The sequence below is a fragment of the Micromonospora sp. WMMD730 genome (assembly GCF_049178955.1).
GTDB classification, from domain to species: domain Bacteria; phylum Actinomycetota; class Actinomycetes; order Mycobacteriales; family Micromonosporaceae; genus Micromonospora; species Micromonospora wenchangensis.
In genome coordinates this window covers 441,989-460,189 of sequence record NZ_JBMHML010000002.1, presented here as the reverse complement: position 1 = coordinate 460,189, position 18,201 = coordinate 441,989, and the positions used below count along the sequence as shown (strand labels likewise).

Sequence of the window (18,201 nt, the reverse complement as noted above, 5' to 3'; positions counted from 1 at the left end):
CACCCGGCGCTCCCCCGCCAACCCCGCCCTCTCTCACCCCGTCTCGCCCCCTCTCGCCCCGTCCCGCCTCGGTGATCAAGAGGTTTGCGTCAGTTGATCAAGAGGTTCGCGTCAGATTCACGCGGGATGTTGACGCAAATCTCTTGATCACCGGCCTGGGTCGACCCGACCCGGGCCACCCCGCCCGATCCGGCCGGACGCCGGGGCCAGCCCACACCAGGGGCGGTGATCAAGAGGTTTTGGACAGTGTGGGGGCGGATTTGACGCAAAGCTCTTGATCACCGGGGCACAGCGGGGGCGGAAAGGGGGCGGGGTGGGTCAGGAGAGGGTGGGGGGGTGGACCGGGGGGGCGGTCAGGGACTCGACCGGGCGTGGGGCGGTGTCGGTGGGCGGGGCGAGGGGGTCGGTGCGGTCGACGCCACCGATGCCCGACTGTTCGGCGGCGATCTTCTCCTGGAGGCGGAGGATGCCGTGCAGGAGCGCCTCCGGCCGGGGCGGGCAGCCGGGCACGTAGACGTCGACCGGGATGAGCTGGTCGACGCCCTTGGTCACCGAGTACGAGTCCCAGTACGGGCCACCGCAGTTGGCGCAGGACCCGAAGGAGATGACGTACTTCGGCTCGGGCATCTGGTCGTACAGCCGCTTGATCGCCGGGGCCATCTTGTCGGTCACCGTGCCGGAGACCACCATCAGGTCGGCCTGCCGGGGGCCGTGGGCGAACGGGATGACGCCGAGCCGGATGAAGTCGTGCCGGCCCATGCTGGTGGCGATGAACTCGATCGCGCAGCAGGCCAGGCCGAAGTTGAACACCCAGAGCGAGTAGCGGCGACCCCAGTTGAGGACGAACCGGATCGGCTCGCCGAGCACTCCCGGCAACTGCACGACCGCCTCCTCGTCCGGCCGGTCGACGCCCATCCGTCGCCGTGGCCGCTGCGCTGTCTCCCACTGGACAGTCAACCACAGCCCGCGGACGCAACCCCGTGCGCCGGCAGCGGGCTCTTACCGGTGTGACGGCGGCCCGGGTCCGGGATGCGGGCCGCCGGCGACCACGGGGAGGACGAGTGACTGTGACGAGAAGCGCGCGGGTCGGTGATCCGCCACCCGACCCCGCCACCGCACCCGGGCAGCTGAGCTTCGACGGGTTCTACCACGCCCACTTCCGGGGGCTGGTCGTCCAACTCACCGCCTACACCGGCGACCTCGGGCAGGCGCAGGACCTGGTGCAGGAGGCGTTCTGCCGGGCGTACACGCGGTGGGACCGGGTGTCCGGCTACGACGATCCGCTGGCCTGGGTCCGCAAGGTCGCCTGGAACCTCGGCCACCACCGGTGGCGGCGGCTGCGGACCGCCCAGGCGTGGTTGTCGCGGCAGCGGGAGACGCACGTGGCCGGGCCGACGCCCGACCGGGTGGCGATCGACGTCGCGTTGGCGCAACTGCCCCCGAAGCAGCGCCGGGCGGTCGTCCTGCACTACCTGGCCGACATGTCGGTAGTCGAGATCGCCGCCCAGGAACGGGTCGCCGAGGGGACGGTCAAGTCCTGGTTGCACCGGGGCCGGGCCGCTCTGGCGACGCAACTGCGGGAGAGCACCGGGGAGGTGCGCGATGCCTGATTCGGAGATTCTCGACCCGACCGAGGAGTTCGCCCGTTACCGCCGTACCGTGCTGGCGGCGGTGGTGGTGCCGGGCCCGGCCGCCGTCCGGCGGACCGTGCGGCTGCGCCGCCGTCGCCGGTGGGCCGCACTGGTCGCGGCGGCGCTGGCGTTGTTCGCCGGTCCGACCCTGGGCTACGTCGCGCTGCACCGTCCGGAGCCCCGGCCCGGCCCGGTGCTGCCCACCCCCGACGGCACCGGCACGCCGACGCCGAGCGCGCCGACGACCCCGACCGGCGGCCCTCCGCCGACCGGCGCGGGCCCGACGGCGACCCCGCCCGACGGCCGGATCAGCCGGGACGACCTGCTGGCCACCCCGGTGACGCTGCCGACCTGGCCGGTCGGTACGGCGTGCCGGACCGCGGGCGTCCGGTTGACCGCGGGCGGCCAGGAGGGGAGGAACGCCCTGCTCGCCCTCGCCCACGGTGACGTCGACGGGGACGGGGCGCAGGAGACGGTGGCGTTGGTGCAGTGCTTCTTCGGCACCCACGGCTGGCAGCAGGTGGTGGCCCTCGACCGGGACACCGCCGGCCGGATCGTCACCGTCGGGCGGGTGGTCGTCAGCGCCCGGGAGCGGCCCCAGTGGCTGATCGGGGTGCAGGTACGCGGCGACGGGGTGGTCCGGGTTCAGGTGGGCGACGTCTACCCGGGCGGCGGTTGGGCCGGTGAATGGTCGCAGCGGCAGTGGCGCGGCTACCGCTGGGACGGCGGCTCGTTCCGCCAGGTCTCCGGTCCGACCGGTTTCCCGGCCAACCCCCACGAGGTGAACCTGGTGGTCACCGCCACCGAACTGGTGCTCGGCGTCGCGCCGGACGGCTCCCGTACCGCAAACACGACGGTGCGGGTCCGCAACACGGGCACCACGCCGGCCCGGTCGGTGGCGCTCCGGTTCGACCTGCCGGCGGCGTTGCGCCCGGACGGCGACGGCTGGTCCGCCTGCCGGAACGCTCCGGGGACGGCCGGCGGGCCGGTGCGCTGCGAGTTGGACGGGCTGGCACCCGGTGCCGAGATCCGGCTCGCCCTGGGCCTGCGGGTGGCAGGTGACGACCTGCCCGGCTCGGGCACCGCCGAGCTGACCGCCCACGCGTTGGATGCCGACCACCGGGTCGTCGCGGAGGTCGTCGAGTACGACAACGTCACCCCGCTGCGCTACCGGTGACCACCCGTCCCGGCCGGCCCGACCGCCGGCCGGGACGCAGGGTCACCAGGTGGGGCGTTGCAGCAGGCCGACGAACTCCACCAGCAGCCGTTCCCGCAGCGCGGCGGGGGCGGCGTCGAGCAGGGTGTTCACCACCGCCATCCGGTCCGGTGGCCCGGCACCGAGCCCGAGGCCGGCGGCGAGTCCACCGATCAGCTCGGGGGTGAGCGCCTCCGGGGTCAACGATCCGGCCAGGGCGAGCAGGTCGGCCGGCAGCTCGACCGGCCCGGCCCGGCGGGCGGCGGCCACCGCGGCGGTCAGGTCCGGGCCGAATTCGGCCACCCGGGGGGCCACCGAGGCGGTCACCGTGAGGTGCACGCTGGCGGGCAGGTCCGCGTACCGGAGCTGGGGTTGGGTGTGCCAGCCCCGGGCGGTCAGCTCGTCGACCAGGACGAACAGGTCGAGTGCCGGGTCGGTGCCGGTGAAGCAGACCACGGTGGATTCCGGTTCGGCCATCAGCCGCAGCCCGTCGACCCCGCGTACGGCGGCGGCCAGGGTGCCGACCGCGTCCCGGGTGGTGGCGGCCAACCGCAGGTAGCCGTCGTCGCCGAGGTGCCGCAGCGTGGCGTACGCGGCGGCGATCGGGCCACCCGAGCGGGTCGAGGCGAGCACCGGGTTGACCATGGTGTAGCCGGGCCAGTCGGCGTACGCGAAGTACTGCGGGGAGCGCAGCGTCGCGTCCCGGTGCAACAGCACCGACACCCCCTTCGGGGCGTACGCGTACTTGTGCAGGTCGACGGAGATCGAGGTGACCCCGTCGACGGTGAAGTCGAACGGTGGCACCGGCACGCCGAGGCGACGCAGGTAGGGCAGGGTCCAGCCGCCGAAGCAGGCGTCCACGTGGCAGCGCACTCCGGCCGCCGCCGCGACCTGCGCGATCCCGGCCACCGGGTCGACCACCCCGTGCGCGTACGACGGGGCGGAGCAGGCGACCAGCACCGTCTCCGGACCGATCGCGGCGGCCATGTCCGCCACCGACGGGCGCAACGTGACCGGGTCGACGGGAACCGTGTCGAGGCCGACCCGCAGCAGGTGGGCGGCCTTGGCGAAGGCGGCGTGCCCGCTGGCCGGCACCACGATCCGGGGTGCGGTCAGCTCCGGGCGGGCGTCCCGGGCGGCCTTGACGGCCAGGATCAGCGACTCGGTCCCGCCGCTGGTGACGCTGCCGACCACGTCCGGCGCGGCGCTGCCCGGCCCGCCGCCGAGCAGCCCGCCGGCCGCCCCGACGAGCCAGTTCTCCATCGCCAGCAGGGACGGGAAGGCGGTCGGGTCGAGCCCGTTGACGTGGGCGCTCTCCGCGTGGGCCGCCGCCCCCAGCGCGTCGAGCCCGCCGACGCCCGGGTCGTACACGTAGGCGAACAACCGCCCCCCGTGCACCGGCCGATCCCCCGCCCTGAGCTGTCGGATCTCGTCCAGCACCCGCTCGGCAGGCACCCCGTTCTTGTCGATCATGGATTTGTGGTGGCCTCTCCGTGGGTTTTCGCGGCTTTCGTCCCCGCCGCAACTCCATGATCGACGAGGTGGGTGGGGGTTGGGGGGAGGTAGGGGTGGGGGCGGAGGAGGAGGGTGGCGGGGGCGATGAGGAGGGCGGGGACGAGGGTGAAGCCCAGGAGGACGCCCAGACGGGCGATGGGGGTCTGGGGGGCGGCTGTGCCGGTGGCCGAGGAGACGTAGCCGGACAGGGCCAGGACCAGGCCGTAGATGCCGGGGCCGAGGGCCAGACCGAAGGTTTCGCCGGCGGTCCACAGGCCGGTGAAGACGCCGGCCTGGCGTCGACCGGTACGCGCGGTCGAGGCGGCCACGCAGTCGGGCAGCAGCGCCAGCGCGAAGACCTGCTGGCCGGCGTACCCGACGCCGAGCAGCGCGACCACCGCGTAGACGGCGACGGCGGGCAGCACCGGCGCGGCCACCAGCGCCGCCGCACCGGCGGCCAACAGCAGCGAGGCGGCGACCAGCGCGGTCTTCTTGCCCAGGCGCGCGCCGAGCCGGGTCCACAGCGGCATCACCAGCAGCGCCGGCCCGACGAAGCAGGCGAACAGCACGGTCGGTCCGGTGGTCGGGTCGCGCAGGATCTGGGCGGCGAAGTAGCTGACCCCGGCCAGGACGGTCGCCACCCCGGCGGACTGGACGACGAAGCAGAGCAGCAGCGCCCGGAACGGCCGGTCGGCGGCGACCACCGCGAGCTGGGCGCGCAGCGTCGGCTCGGTGGCGGTCACCGTGCCGGTCGCCGCCGACCGGGTGCCGAGGAACGCGCCGAGCGCGCCGAGCGCGATCAGCACGGCGACGAACACCCCCATCCAGCGGTGCCCGGCCACCCCCTCGCCGCCGGCGGTCACCACCACCGGGGCCACCGCGCCGGAGATCAGGATGGCCAGCGCCAGCACCGCGACCCGCCAGCCCATCAGCCGGGTACGCTCCGCCGCGTCGTCGGTCAGCTCGGCGGGCATCGCCACGTACGGGACCTGGAAGAAGGCGAACGCGGTGGCGGTGGCGAGGAACGCGACGGCCACGTACGCCCCGGCGGCCGGCCCGACGCCGAAGGGCGCGGCGAAGATGGCGGCGAAGAGCACCGCCAGGGCGAGCCCGGCGCCGAGCAGCCACGGCCGGCGCGGCCCCCACCGGGAGCGGGTGCGGTCGGAGATGCGCCCGGCGACCGGGTTGACCAGCACGTCCCACGCCTTGGGCAGCAGCACCAGCAGGGCGGCCAGTCCGGCGGCCACCCCGAGGGTGTCGGTCAGGTAGGGCAGCAGCAGCAACCCGGGCACGGTCCCGAACGCCCCGGTGGCCAGCGAGCCGAGCGCGTAGCCGGCGTGCACCCGACGCGGCAACCCGGCCCCGCCGGCACCGGTCGACCTGGTCGGCCCGGCGGTCGGCGCGGGCGGGCCGTCAGCCGACGCACGCGGCCCACCGGCCGGCGCGGGCAGCCCGGCGACCGGCGCGGGCGGGCCGGCGGGTGGGGAGCCGGGCCCGGCCGGTGGCGCTTCCATGCGGCCGAATGTTACTCACGTTACCGCCGGGTCACCGCCCCTCATCCGGCCACCATTTGGCGGCATCCAGATCCACCCCGGCACCGCGCAGCGGGCAGCCCTCGGCCCGCAACAGGGCCCGCGCCCGCACCTCGTGCCCGGGTGGCAGCCGGCCCGCCGCGTTCACCACCCGGTACCAGGGCACCCCGCCACCGTGCCGGGCCATGATCGCGCCGACCAGTCGGGCCGAGGCCCGCCCGGAGCGCTCGGCCAACGCGTCGGCGATCGCCCCGTAGGACATCACCCGGCCCGGCGGAATCCGCTCGACCAGCGCGAGCACCGCCTCCACGTACTCCTCAGGCGTCACGACCGGCCAGGATATGGGAACGCGACGGGGTCCGCCGGCACCGACCACGCAGAATGGGCGGGTGCGCGAAGCAGTCACCCAGGCCCGACGGATCGTCGTCAAGATCGGTTCGTCCTCGCTGACCACCGCGACCGGCGGCCTGGACGACGCCCGGGTCGACACCCTGGTCGACGCGCTCGGCGCGCTCGCCGCCGCCGGCCGCGAGGTGGTGCTGGTCTCCTCCGGGGCGATCGCCGCCGGGCTCGCCCCGCTCGGGCTCCCCCGCCGTCCGCGCGACCTGGCCACCCAGCAGGCCGCCGCCAGCGTCGGCCAGGGCCTGCTGATCGGCCGGTACGCGGCCGGCTTCGCCAGGCACCGGCTCACCGTCGGGCAGGTCCTGCTCACCGTCGACGACGTGACCCGGCGGGCGCACTACCGCAACGCGTACCGGACCCTGCGCAAGCTGCTCGACCTGCGGGCGGTGCCGATCGTCAACGAGAACGACACGGTCGCCACCGAGGAGATCCGGTTCGGCGACAACGACCGGTTGGCCGCCCTGGTCGCCGCCCTGGTCGACGCCGACCTGCTGGTGCTGCTCTCCGACGTCGACGCGCTCTGGACCGGCGACCCGACCCGCCCCGGCAGCACCCGGATCACCGAGGTACGCGGCGAGGCCGACCTGGCCGGCGTCGACATCGGCGGGGCCGGCCGGGCCGGGGTCGGCACCGGCGGCATGGTCACCAAGGTCGAGGCGGCCCGGATCGCCACCGGCTTCGGCATCCCGGTGGTGCTGACCGCTGCCCCGCTGGCCGGCGCCGCGCTGGCCGGGGAACCGGTGGGCACCTTCTTCCACCCGGCCCGGCGACGCCCGGCGGCCCGGCTGTTCTGGCTGGCGCACGCCACCGCGCCCCGGGGCCGGCTGCACCTGGACCCGGGCGCGGTGCAGGCCGTGGTGGGGCGGCGCAAGTCGCTGCTGCCGGCCGGGATCACCGCCGTGGACGGCACCTTCACCGCCGGGGACCCGGTGGACCTGGTCGACGTCGACGGGGCGTCGGTGGCCCGGGGGCTGGTCAACTACGACGCGGTGGAGCTGCCCGGGCTGCTCGGCCGCTCCACCTCCGAACTCGCCGCGGCGCTCGGCCCGGCGTACGAACGTGAGGTCGTCCACCGCGACGACCTGGTGCTGCTGTGACATCAGGCGTCCCACGCGGGCGCTTCCGGAAGATCCGAAGGAGTACGCAATGAGCGTCGTCGAGCAGGCCCGCCGGGCCCGGGACGCGGCGGAGGCCCTCGCCGTCGCCACCCGTACGGTCAAGGATGCCGCGCTGCACGCGATGGCCGACGCGCTGGTGACGCGTACGCCGGAGATCCTCACCGCGAACGCGGCGGACCTGGCGGCCGGGCGGGAGGCCGGGCTGAGCGCGGCCGTGCTGGACCGGCTCGCCCTCGACGCGGACCGGGTGGCCGGCATCGCCGACGCGCTGCGCCAGATGGCCGCGCTGCCCGACCCGGTGGGTGAGGTGGTCCGGGGTTCGACCCTGCCCAACGGGCTGGAGCTGCGGCAGGTGCGGGTGCCGTTCGGGGTGGTCGGGATCATCTACGAGGCCCGGCCGAACGTGACGGTGGACGCGGCCGGCATCTGCCTGAAGTCCGGCAACGCGGCGCTGCTGCGCGGGTCGTCCTCGGCGGCGCACTCCAACGCGGCGCTGGTGGCGGTGCTGCGTGACGCGGTGGCCGGGGCCGGGTTGCCGGCCGACGCGGTGCAGCTGCTCGACGCCGGCTCCCGCGACTCGGTCAAGGAGCTGATGCGGGCCCGGGGCCTGGTCGACGTGCTGATCCCGCGCGGCGGTGCGTCGCTGATCCGCACCGTGGTCGAGGAGTCGACGGTGCCGGTGATCGAGACCGGGGTGGGCAACTGCCACGTCTACGTGGACGCCGCCGCCGACCCGGCCAAGGCGGTGGCGATCGCCCTGAACGCCAAGACCCAGCGCCTTTCCACCTGCAACACCGCCGAGTCGCTGCTGGTGCACGCCGACGTCGCCGACGCGTTCCTGCCGGCGGTGCTGGCCGCGTTCGCCGAGGCCGGGGTGACCGTGCACGGCTCCCCCGAGGTCGCCGCGTACTCCCCCGCCGTGGTGGCCGCCACCGACGAGGACTTCGCCACCGAATACCTCTCGGCCGACATCTCCGTCGCCGTGGTCGACTCGCTCGACGCCGCGGTCGCGCACATCCGCCGCTACGGCACCGGGCACACCGAGGCGATCGTCACCGACTCGCAGGCCGCCGCCCGGGAGTTCGTGGCCCGGGTCGACGCGGCGGCGGTGATGGTCAACGCCTCCACCCGGTTCACCGACGGCGGCGAGTTCGGCTTCGGCGCGGAGATCGGCATCTCCACCCAGAAGCTGCACGCCCGGGGCCCGATGGGGCTGCCCGAGCTGACCTCCACCAAGTACGTGGTGACCGGCGACGGTCACCTGCGCTGAGCCACCGCCCAGGTCACCAGGTGCCGGGCTCGTCGTCGGTCGGCGGGACCGGCCGGGCCCGGCGCACGGCAGGTGAGCCGGGTGGCGTCACCGGCGAGCCCATCGGGGCGCTCGGGGAGCCGGGCGGAAGGACCGGGCCGATCGGACGGCAGGCGCGGATCGCGGTGAGCGTGGTGTGCACGTCGAACTGGTGGCCGTCGTCGCTGTCCCAACCGCCGTCGCTGCGTTGGGTCTCGGCGAGCCGTCGGCGGGCCGACACCAGCACCCACTGCTCCTCGCCCACCTCGACCCGGCGCAGCGTGGCGGCCAGCGCGGCCACGTCGGCCGGGGAGAGCTTCGGAATGCGCTCGGCCAGCACCGCCTGGATCCGGGCCGACTCGTAGTAGAGCTGCTGGCGGTGCAGCACGGCCGCGCTCAACCAGCCGGCGGCCAGGAACGACGGCCAGCTCCCGTCGGGGGCGAGCTGACCGGCCAGGGCCTGCGCCGCCGCCTGCACCACCCCCGCGTACGCGCCGCCGACGCGGTGGTCGAGCGGTCCGGCGGCGCGGGCGTCCCGACCGGCCACGCTGAGCCAGTACGCGGCGTTGGCCGAGAGGTAGAGCCGGGCCTCCGGGTTACCCGGGGTGGCCCATTCGGGGGCGCTGCCGGCCAGTCTCGGGTCCTCGTCCCAGCCGCCGTCGGGCAGTTGCCGGGCGGCCAGCCAGTCCAGGGCGTGCCGGGCCGCCGGCCGACCGAGCGCGCCGAGGTCGTCCAACTCGGCGAGGCGGAAGCAGGTGGCGTCGATGGACGGCACGTCACCGCCGAGCAGGGCCGGCCAGCCGCCGTCGAGGGTCTGCCCGACCTCGGCCGCGTCGAGCAGGTCGGGGGGTACGGGCGCACCGGTGCGCAACCGGGACAGCCGGGCGCGATCCACCGCGTCGCCGTGCGCCACGACGAAGCCGACCGCGGCATCCAAGTCCACCACGACGTTGACGCTACCGGCGCGAACGCGATCCCGCCTCGGGGAATCGGTCGGGGCCGGGGACGGTTCGGCACCGCCCCCGGCTCCGGGCCCAGGTCAGTACGCCGGCAGCGAGGGATCGATCTGCTTGATCCAGGAGAGCACCCCGCCCTGGACGTGCACCGCGTCGCGGAACCCGGCCGCCTTGAGCGCGGCGAGCGCCTCGGCGGAGCGGACCCCGGACTTGCAGTGCAGCACGACCTGCTTGTCCTGGGGGAGCTTGGCCAGCGCCTCGCCCGAGATGATCTCGCCCTTGGGGATCAGGGTGGAGCCGGGAATCCGGACGATCTCGTACTCGGCGGGCTCCCGGACGTCGACCAGGAAGATGTCCTTGCCGGCGTCCTGCCACTCCTTGAGCTCGGTGGCGGTGATGGTCGCGTCGACGATCGCCTCCTGGGCCGCCTCGGAGACCGCGCCGCAGAAGTCCTCGTAGTCCTCCAGCAGGTCGGTGACCGTGGGGTTCTCCCCGCAGAGCACGCAGTTCGGGTCCTTCCGGACCTTGATCTTGCGGTAGCTCATCTCCAGGGCGTCGTAGACCATCAGCCGGCCGACCAGCGGCTCACCGATCCCGGCGAGCAGCTTGATCGCCTCGTTGACCTGGATCGACCCGATCGACGCGCAGAGCACGCCGAGCACGCCACCCTCGGCGCAGGACGGCACCATGCCGGGCGGCGGGGGCTCCGGGTAGAGGCAGCGGTAGCAGGGGCCGTGCTCGGCCCAGAACACCGACGCCTGGCCGTCGAACCGGTAGATCGACCCCCAGACGTACGGCTTGCCGAGCAGCACCGCCGCGTCGTTGACCATGTAGCGGGTGGCGAAGTTGTCGGTGCCGTCGACGATCAGGTCGTACTGGGCGAAGATGTCCCGGACGTTCTCCCGGTCCAGGGCGGTGTTGTGGATCTCCACCTGGACCAGCGGGTTGATCTCGCGGATCGACGCGGCGGCGGACTCGGCCTTGGACCGGCCGATGTCGGAGACGCCGTGGATGATCTGGCGCTGCAGGTTGGACTCGTCGACGGTGTCGAAGTCGATGATGCCGAGCGTCCCGACCCCGGCGGCGGCCAGGTACATCAGGGCCGGCGAACCGAGGCCACCGGCACCCACGCAGAGCACCCGGGCGTTCTTCAACCGCTTCTGCCCCTCGACCCCCACATCGGGGATGATCAGGTGACGGGAGTAGCGACGGATCTCGTCAACGGTCAGCTCGGCGGCGGGTTCGACGAGCGGGGGCAACGACACGGTGGACTCCCCGGTGATCGGCTGATGGCGAACCGAGCCATTGTTGCTCGGACGACCACCCTTCGGCCATGAGCAGTGACACCCCGTCCGACATGCGGGAGCGGGAATATCTCAACTGCCGGGTACGAGATCGCCGGAGTAGAGCGAGCCGTCGACGTACGGCCAGGCGTTCGCCACGCAGCCGTCCAGCCCGTACGTCTGCTGCTGCATCACCGGCGCCGGCTCACCGTGGCCGGGGCAGGCCTGGTGTTCCTCGCCGAGTTCGTGCCCCACCTCGTGGTTCACCACGTACGTCCGGTAGACCGACAGGGGTGCGCCGTAGTCCGGCACCGCCTCCATCCAGCGGGCCAGGTTGATGACCACCCGACCGGGCAGTCGGCAGGAGGTGTAGCCCTCGGTGTCGAGCCCACCCTCGGCGCACATCCGCTCGGAGGTGGCGGGGGTGGCGAGATAGATGGTGAAGTCGGCGGCGGCGATCTCCGGCACCCGCTGCAGGCGCAGCTCGCCGGAGCGGATCCAACTGTTCGGGTCGCCGAGCGTGGCGTCGACGGCGGCGGCGAACGCGTCCACGTCCTGCCCGGTGTCCTGCTCCACCTCGATCCGGTAGCGGTGCAGCGGGCCGTCGAAGCCGTACACCTCGGAGCGGCCGTCGGCGGCGGTGAAGCGGCCGGGGCCGCTGCGCGGATAGGCGACGGTGGTCCGTTCCGCGCGTATCCCGTCGGGCAGCCGGCCACCGCCGGCCCCGTCGGCCACCCGGCCGGCGACCTGCTCGGGGCTGCTCGGGCCGCGCTCCGGTTGAAGGGTGACGAACCCGCCCACGCCGGCGCCGAGCAGGGCCAGGCCGAGCAGGACGGCCCGCCGTCGCCGACGGCGCATCCGGCGGCTGCGGCGCGGCCCGACGCCCGGCTCGCCGTGCCACCACGCCGAGCGCGGGCCGACGTGGCGCGGCCGGGCCCGGTACGGCTCGGCGTGACGCGGGTACGCCTCGGTGGGGCGCGGGTCGGCCCGGTACGGGTCGGTGTGGCGCGGGTCGGGCCGGCCGGCGGCCGGCGGCTCCGGGCGCTCGGCGGACTCGGTGCTCACCCGGCCAGCATGGCAGACTAATCGGGCATAAATGCGCTATTGCCGCAAATTATAAGAACATGTTTCACTTCTCCGGTAACCGTCCGACAACCAGCGCCTGCCCGGACACACCACCGGGAACTCAGAGCGCCGGGCCGGCGTACCGGCGGCCGTCGCGGTACGGCCACGGGTTCGCCGTGCAGCCCCGCAGGAACAGCGACTGCTGCTGCATCACCGGCGCCGGCCGGCCCACCCCCGGGCACCCCTCGTGGCGGTGCCCCAACTGGTGGCCCACCTCGTGGTTCACCACGTACGTCCGGTAGACCGGCAGCGGCACCCCGGCCCGGACGAAGTGCGGCACCGACGTCCGCCACCGGTCCAGGTTGATGATGACCTTCCCGGGCGCGCGGCACGACGTGTACGGCACACCACCGACCCGGATGTCCACACCCCCGGCCCGGCACAGCCGCCCCGCCGTGCCGCGGGTCGCCAGCAGCACGGTGAAGTCGGACGGCGCGTTCCCCGGCACCCGGCGCAGCCGCAACCGGCCGCCGTCGACCCAGCTCCCCGGCCCGGCCAGGGCCGTCTGCACCTGGTCGGAGAAGTCCCGGACGTCCTCGCCGGAGCCGTCCTCCACGGCCACCCGGTAGCGCCGCAGGCCGCCCGAGCGGCCGAGCGTCGACCCGGCCCGGTCGTCGTAGCGGAAGGTGCCCCGGCCGGTCACCGGCACCGGACCGGACAGCGCCAACGGCGGCACGGTCGCCGCCGGGGCCACGGCACCGGCCGACGCCGACACCGGCGGGACCGACCCGACCCCGCCGGGCGCACCCACCGGCCCGGCCGCCACGACCGGCCCGCCAGCACCGAGGGATCCCCCGGCACCGAACGATCCGGGGGCACCGAACGCTCCGGCGAGACCGGGCGGTCCGGCGATGACACCGGACGCGCGTACGCCGGGTGGACCGGCCGGGCCCAGCGGGCGACCGGCGTTCTTCGGGCCGCCCGGCGTCACCGCCGGACCGGCGACCGGCCGACCGGCAGCCGGCGGCGGGGTGGCGACGGCCAGCCCGCCGGAGGTCACCACCAGCAGCAGGAGCACCAGCGCCATCGGACGCCACCGGGCGGTGCCGGACGTCGGCCGCGGGAGCCGGATCGGACGCGGGCCACGGGAGGGGAGCGCAGACATCCGGCTCAGGATGCCACGCCGGGACGCCACCTTCCGTCATCGCCGGACCCCGGCGCGTCATCCCCGGGCAGGGTCGCGGGACGTTGCGGCGACGGGCCCGGGGTCGACTCGGCGAGCAGGTGCAACACGGCGCGGGCCACCGTACGCGGCACCTCCAACTGGGCCACGTGCCCGACGCCGGCCAGCATCATCAGCCGGCTGTCCGGGATGACCCGGGCGGTCTGCGGGGCCACCCGGACGTCCACCAGCCGGTCCTTCATCCCCCCGACCACCAGCGTGGGTGCGCCGATGCCGGCGGCGATCCGCCACAGCGACTCCGGCCCCGGCAGGTACGACCGCAGGAAACTGGCGACCAGCCCCCGGAACGTGCGGACGTACGCGGCGGCGTAGTGCGGTGCCTCGTAGCGGACCCGGATCTCCTCCAACGCCTCCTGCCGGCGCTGCTCGCTGATCCGGCTCAGGTCGGCCACGCACGCCTCCATCGCCTGCTGGGCCATCACCTCCGGGGCGAGCTGGGCCAGCCGCCAGGCGGCCAGCCGCTCCCCGCGCGGGATGGCCAGCAGCGGCAGCATCCGCCCCTGCAACGAGCGGCCGAAGTTCAGGAACGGCAGCGCCGGGGAGATCAGCGTCAGGGTACGCACCAGATCCGGCCGGCGACCGGCGACGTACACCGAGACCGCGCCGCCCAGCGAGTTGCCGAACAGGTGCACCGGGCCCCGCCCGGAGTGCTCGATCCAGCGCACCACCCGGTCGGCGAAGGCCGGGATCGTGTACCGCAGCCCCGGCTCGCTGCGCCCGAAGCCCGGCAGGTCGATGGCCTGCCCGTCGAGCCGGTCGGCGAGCAGTCCGGCGAGGTCCGTCCAGTTCTGCGACGAACCACCCAGCCCGTGCACGTACAGCGCCGGCTCCGCGTCCGGGCCGGTGGCCGGGGTGTCCCGGACATAGGTGACCGTGCCGTCGAGGCGTACCGGCCGGCCGGGCCAGGGCGGGGGCAGCCGGTGCGGGGGCAGGTGCTCCTCGGGCCAGAGGGCGGCGCGCTTCATACCGGCAAGTGTTCCCGTTCCGGCCCCGTACCGACAATGTGACGGATCAGGCGAGCAACGCCTCCAGGCGACGGTTGACCGCCGCCAGGGTCGCCCGCACCACGGCCTGACGCGGGTCACCGGAGACCAGCGCCGACCCGGCCAGCTGCTCCACCCAGCCGTCGCAGACCAGCAGCACCACCACGGTCGCCACCTCGCAGTTGCCGAACGGCACCACGGCCGCGTGCTCGACGAAGCACCGCCCCCGTTCGGCGGTGCGCTCGGCGTGCCGCAGCAACTCGTCGACCGCCGCGGCGGCGGCCACCGCGCACAGCCGCAGGACGTACCCGTCCACGGCCGGGCCGGTGGCGTGCCCGGAGGCCGGCTCACCGGCGGTGAGCAGGCGTACCTCGACGTTGGCGTCCAGGCCGAAGGTGCTCACCTGGACGTGGTCGATGACCACCCGGGGCCCCGGCACGCCGCCGGTGTCCAGCGGGCGCGAGGGCGCGGTCTCCGTCGTGGTCATCTGCCCGCCCGAGTACGACGCGTTGAGCGTCGCCGGGCTGCCGGTGGGCGGCAGGGCCCCCGGGAGGGTCTCCTCCACACTGGCCCGGCCCCGGTGCGGGGTCGACTGCCGGCGTCGCCGGGGCACCCCGGACACCGTCGGTGACTGCTCTGCCGGCGGGTCCTCGGCGTCACGCGCCGGGCCGCCGGTCGCCGTGTCGGTGCGCGCCCCGGCGGCCGGTGGCTCCGCCGCCGACCGGGCCGGATCACCGGCCGGCCGCTCGGCCGCCGGGGTCGGCAGCCCGGCGGTCGGCTCGACGACGCGGGGTTCACCGGTACGGCGGCGCATCGGCGGCGGCACCGCGGCGCTCGGTTCACCGGACAGGCTCTGCGGTGCGGCGGCGAGACCCATCCGCTCCTGGAGCAGGCGGGCCACCAGCCGGCTCACCTCCGCCGGGTCGGCCCCGTCGGACAGGTCGAGCCGCAGACTGTGCGCCCCGGCCGGGGTACGTCGCAGCGCCGCGTCGCGGACCCCGGCCACCTCACGTACGGCGTCCAGGATGGCGTTGACGTCGAAGCCCTCGGGACGTTCCCGCAGCGGCGCGGGCTCGTCGTCGCGGCGCAGGTGGGTGGCGATCCGGGCGAGTTCCGGGGTCTCGGCGGGGGGCTCCACGGCTGGCGGCTCCGGCACGACGGGCACGTCCGGTTCGGCGGGGACGCGCTGCGGCAGCACCACCGTGCCCCGGTCCGGTCTCCGTCCGTCCACCACCGGCTCGGTCGTGGTCAGCGGGTCGGGCGCGGATCGGCGGGCCGCGTAGGGGGGCGCGCTCGTCGGGGCGGGCGCTGCGGCGATCTGGTCCAGGCGGCGTGGCCCGCTCGTGGCGGGGGCACCGGCGGTGGGGGCGGGCTCCGGCGGGTGGCCGGGCAGGTCGGTGGGGGCGGCCGGCTCGGTCGGTACCGACCGGAGTCGGAACGGCTGGTCGGCGCGGACGGCCGGGGGGGTCGCCGGCCGGGGCGACGGTTCGTCGCGCGGAAGCCGGAACGGCTGGTCGGCGCGGACGGCGGCGGGCAGCGTGGCGGCCCGTTCCTCCCGCAGGCCGGAGGGCTCGTCGCGGGTCGGGGGCGGCACGGCACCCGGCTCGGCCCGACCGGCGGGCTCGTCCCGGGGCGGGGACGGCGGGCCGGCCGGCACGTCCCGGGGTGCGGGGGGCGCCTCGGCGGATCCCCCCGTCGACCAGCCGGGCCGGTCGGCGGGGTGCAACCGTTGCGGCGCGGACGGCTCGACCGGCGACCGGTCCCGCTCGCCGGAAGCGGACCAGGTCCGCCCGGACGGCTCGGCCCAGTCCCGCTCGGACCGGTCGGCCCAGTCCCGCCCGGAACGGTCGGCCCAGTCCCGCCCGGCGGGGTCGGACCAGTCCCGCTCCGGTCGGGTGCCCCGCTCGGACCAGTCCGGGCCGGGCCGGTCGCGCTCGGAGCGGTCGGTGGGCTCGTGCCGTTCCGGCCGGTCGGCGCGCTCGTCCCGGTTCGGCAGGGGGTGTTCCCCGGTGTGCCCGGACCAGGCGCGCTCGGGGTTGTCGACACCGGGACGCCCCGGGGCGACCCGCTCGGCGGCCGGCCGTTCCCGACCGGGCCGCTCCGCGGTGGGCTCCGGGAGGGTCGGTGGGGTGGCCGGTTCGGTCCGGGTCAGCTCGTACGGGCGGGGCACCTCGGAGCGCACCGGCTCGTACGGCCGGGCGGGCTCGGCGCGCACCGGCTCGTAGGGGCGGGCCGGCTCGGCACGCACCGGCTCGTACGGCCGGGCGGGCTCGGCCGACCACTCCGCCGCGCGTTCGGCACGGGTCCGTCGGCCGGCGGGGGGTTCCTCGTCCCGCGACCAGGAGGGTGCCCAGGTCCCGCCCCAGCTCGGCCGGTTCCAACTCGGTCCGGACCAGTCCGGCTCGTCCGGCCCGGCGGTCGCCCGGCGCTCGCCCGGCGACGGCTCCCCGGCACCGCGCGCGCCGACGCCCCGGGGGTCCGTCCCGGACGGCCCGGTGCCGGCGGTGGGTTCGGGGCGGTCGGTCCCGCCTGGCCCGAACGGCCCGGCGAAGCGGTCGCGGGGGTCGTCGCCCGGAGCGGAACCGGCCCCGCCCCGCTCGGGGGCGTGGAAGCCGGGGGGCACCTCGAAGCCGGAGGCGGCGGTGCCCACCGGGGGGACCTGCACCGCGGGTGGGGCCGAGGTGGGCAGGTCGCCTGCGGGCCAGTGGGCCGGCCGGGGTGCGGCGGGGTCGTCGGAGGCGTGCCGGGCGGCTTCCGGATCGGGCGGCCCGGTCGGGGACGCCGGCCGGGGGGCCGGCACGACCAGCCGGTCACCGTCGGTGACCCGGGGATCGGCGACGGGGTGCCCCGGCCCGCCGGGCGGGGCGCTCACCGGGCGACGCAGCGGGGCCGGGAAATCCGGTGCCGAGTCGTGACCATTGCGGTGGGCCCGACCGTTGCGGGGTGTCTCCTCCTCGGCGGGCGGGGTGGCGAACGGCGCAGGTAGATCACCGTGCCGTGCCGGCTGGCCGCCCCAGCCCCCGGCGGGATCGGGTCGGTTCCACGGCGACCCGGCCTCCCGGTAACCCGGGGCGTCGCCGCCGGACCACCCGGTCGCAGGTGCCCACCCACTGGCGGAACGGGCCAGGTCGTCCTGCTGACCCGTCCCGTCGCCGTGCTCTCCCGGGGTGGCGGCACCGGGTTGCCCTGTTTCACTCACCGCGCGCTCCTTGGTCGCCCCCGCTGAGGCTACCGTGTGGTGACAGTGGCGATAAGTTACAGCGGCGGGCCAATTCCGGGGCCGGGGTGAGTGCCCTGACCGGTACGGGGTAAAAGTGCCGGCTGGAATGACGAAACTCGGAGGTTCCCATGACCGCTGTGGGGAACGGTGCGCAGACTGCCGGCCGGCCCACCCGGCTGCCCCGTTCGGCACGCCGTAAGCAGCTACTCGCGGCGGCGCAGGAGGTGTTCGTGGCGCAGGGGTACCACGCCGCCGCCATGGACGACATCGCCGAGCGGGCCGGGGTTTCCAAGCCGGTGCTGTACCAGCACTTCCCGGGAAAGATGGATCTGTACCTGGCGCTGCTGGACACGCACTGTGACGCCATCGTCGCCAAGGTGCACGACGCGATGCGCGGCACCAACGACAACAAGGAGCGGGTCGGCGCGTCGGTGCAGGCGTACTTCGACTTCGTCGACCACGAGAGCGAGGCGTTCCGGCTCGTCTTCGAATCCGACCTGCGCAACGACCCGGCCGTGCGGCAACGGGTCGAGCGGGTGGAGCAGGGCTGCATCGCGGCGATCACCGACACCATCATCTCGGACACCGGGGTCAGCCAGGCCCACGCCGAGCTGCTCGCCTCCGGCCTGGTCGGTGCGGCCGAGACCGCCGCCCAGTTCTGGCTGGCCGGTGGCCGGCAGGTGCCGAAGGCCGAGGCGGAGGCGCTGGTCGCGGCCCTGTCGTGGCGGGGCATCGCGAGCTTCCCGCTCCAGGGTGAGTCGGCCTGAACATCCGGCCCCGAGATCGGATAG

General features: G+C 75.3%; 14 protein-coding genes and 1 pseudogene. 5 read left to right on the top strand and 10 right to left on the bottom strand.

Going from position 1 to position 18,201, the window contains the following annotated elements; genetic code table 11:
* Nucleotides 1-318: 318 nt before the first annotated feature.
* The gene (locus tag ACN265_RS02120; RefSeq protein WP_420119102.1) at nt 319-882 is read right to left on the bottom strand and encodes an NADH-quinone oxidoreductase subunit B; all 564 of its coding nucleotides are present in this window, start codon (nt 880-882) and stop codon (nt 319-321) included.
* Nucleotides 883-1,061: 179 nt separating this feature from the next.
* Between ACN265_RS02120 and ACN265_RS02115 the strand changes: the two genes are divergently transcribed.
* Together ACN265_RS02115 and ACN265_RS02110 are read left to right on the top strand one after the other, a co-directional pair.
* Nucleotides 1,062-1,610: a SigE family RNA polymerase sigma factor gene (locus ACN265_RS02115; protein WP_421405868.1), complete on the top strand. Its 549-nt coding sequence runs from the start codon at nt 1,062-1,064 to the stop codon at nt 1,608-1,610.
* The gene (locus tag ACN265_RS02110) at nt 1,603-2,808 is read left to right on the top strand and encodes a hypothetical protein (protein WP_421405867.1); all 1,206 of its coding nucleotides are present in this window, start codon (nt 1,603-1,605) and stop codon (nt 2,806-2,808) included. Before ACN265_RS02115 ends, ACN265_RS02110 begins: the two co-directional genes overlap by 8 nt.
* A 42-nt stretch (nt 2,809-2,850) precedes the next feature.
* Here ACN265_RS02110 and ACN265_RS02105 read toward each other — a convergent pair whose 3' ends face one another.
* The 3 genes from ACN265_RS02105 to ACN265_RS02095 are packed head-to-tail and all read right to left on the bottom strand — an operon-like array spanning nt 2,851 to nt 6,180.
* On the bottom strand, nt 2,851-4,299 hold the full coding sequence (locus ACN265_RS02105) for a pyridoxal phosphate-dependent decarboxylase family protein (protein ID WP_420119103.1): 1,449 nt from the start codon (nt 4,297-4,299) through the stop codon (nt 2,851-2,853).
* On the bottom strand, nt 4,296-5,834 hold the full coding sequence (locus tag ACN265_RS02100) for an MFS transporter (RefSeq protein ID WP_421405866.1): 1,539 nt from the start codon (nt 5,832-5,834) through the stop codon (nt 4,296-4,298). The genes ACN265_RS02105 and ACN265_RS02100 overlap by 4 nt, the downstream gene beginning before the upstream one ends.
* A 31-nt stretch (nt 5,835-5,865) precedes the next feature.
* Nucleotides 5,866-6,180, bottom strand: coding sequence for an MGMT family protein (locus tag ACN265_RS02095; protein WP_421405865.1), 315 nt, complete (start codon nt 6,178-6,180; stop codon nt 5,866-5,868).
* Nucleotides 6,181-6,193: 13 nt separating this feature from the next.
* On the opposite strand from ACN265_RS02095, the gene proB reads away from it, so the two are divergent.
* Nucleotides 6,194-7,351: a glutamate 5-kinase gene (proB, locus tag ACN265_RS02090; RefSeq protein WP_421405864.1), complete on the top strand. Its 1,158-nt coding sequence runs from the start codon at nt 6,194-6,196 to the stop codon at nt 7,349-7,351.
* A gap of 49 nt (nt 7,352-7,400) precedes the next feature.
* On the top strand, nt 7,401-8,642 hold the full coding sequence (locus tag ACN265_RS02085; protein WP_421405863.1) for a glutamate-5-semialdehyde dehydrogenase: 1,242 nt from the start codon (nt 7,401-7,403) through the stop codon (nt 8,640-8,642).
* A 145-nt stretch (nt 8,643-8,787) separates the two neighbouring features.
* On the opposite strand, the pseudogene ACN265_RS02080 reads toward ACN265_RS02085, so the two are convergent.
* The 6 genes and pseudogenes from ACN265_RS02080 to ACN265_RS02055 form a co-directional block, all read right to left on the bottom strand.
* A pseudogene (locus ACN265_RS02080) lies at nt 8,788-9,606 on the bottom strand (hypothetical protein); the annotation flags it as partial.
* Between the two features lie 93 nt (nt 9,607-9,699).
* The gene (moeZ, locus tag ACN265_RS02075; RefSeq protein ID WP_302738538.1) at nt 9,700-10,881 is read right to left on the bottom strand and encodes an adenylyltransferase/sulfurtransferase MoeZ; all 1,182 of its coding nucleotides are present in this window, start codon (nt 10,879-10,881) and stop codon (nt 9,700-9,702) included.
* 111 nt (nt 10,882-10,992) lie between these two features.
* A complete protein-coding gene (locus tag ACN265_RS02070; RefSeq protein WP_421405861.1) occupies nt 10,993-11,964 on the bottom strand; it encodes a DUF3152 domain-containing protein in 972 nt (323 codons plus the stop codon).
* Nucleotides 11,965-12,085: 121 nt separating this feature from the next.
* A complete protein-coding gene (locus ACN265_RS02065) occupies nt 12,086-13,051 on the bottom strand; it encodes a DUF3152 domain-containing protein (RefSeq protein WP_420118166.1) in 966 nt (321 codons plus the stop codon).
* A gap of 83 nt (nt 13,052-13,134) precedes the next feature.
* Nucleotides 13,135-14,172, bottom strand: a complete 1,038-nt coding sequence (locus ACN265_RS02060) for an alpha/beta fold hydrolase (RefSeq protein ID WP_421405860.1) — start codon at nt 14,170-14,172, stop codon at nt 13,135-13,137.
* Between the two features lie 46 nt (nt 14,173-14,218).
* The gene (locus ACN265_RS02055; RefSeq protein ID WP_421411320.1) at nt 14,219-16,342 is read right to left on the bottom strand and encodes a hypothetical protein; all 2,124 of its coding nucleotides are present in this window, start codon (nt 16,340-16,342) and stop codon (nt 14,219-14,221) included.
* A gap of 1,196 nt (nt 16,343-17,538) precedes the next feature.
* Here ACN265_RS02055 and ACN265_RS02050 point away from each other — a divergent pair.
* Nucleotides 17,539-18,177, top strand: coding sequence for a TetR/AcrR family transcriptional regulator (locus ACN265_RS02050; RefSeq protein ID WP_204924810.1), 639 nt, complete (start codon nt 17,539-17,541; stop codon nt 18,175-18,177).
* The last annotated feature ends 24 nt before the right edge of the window (nt 18,178-18,201 follow it).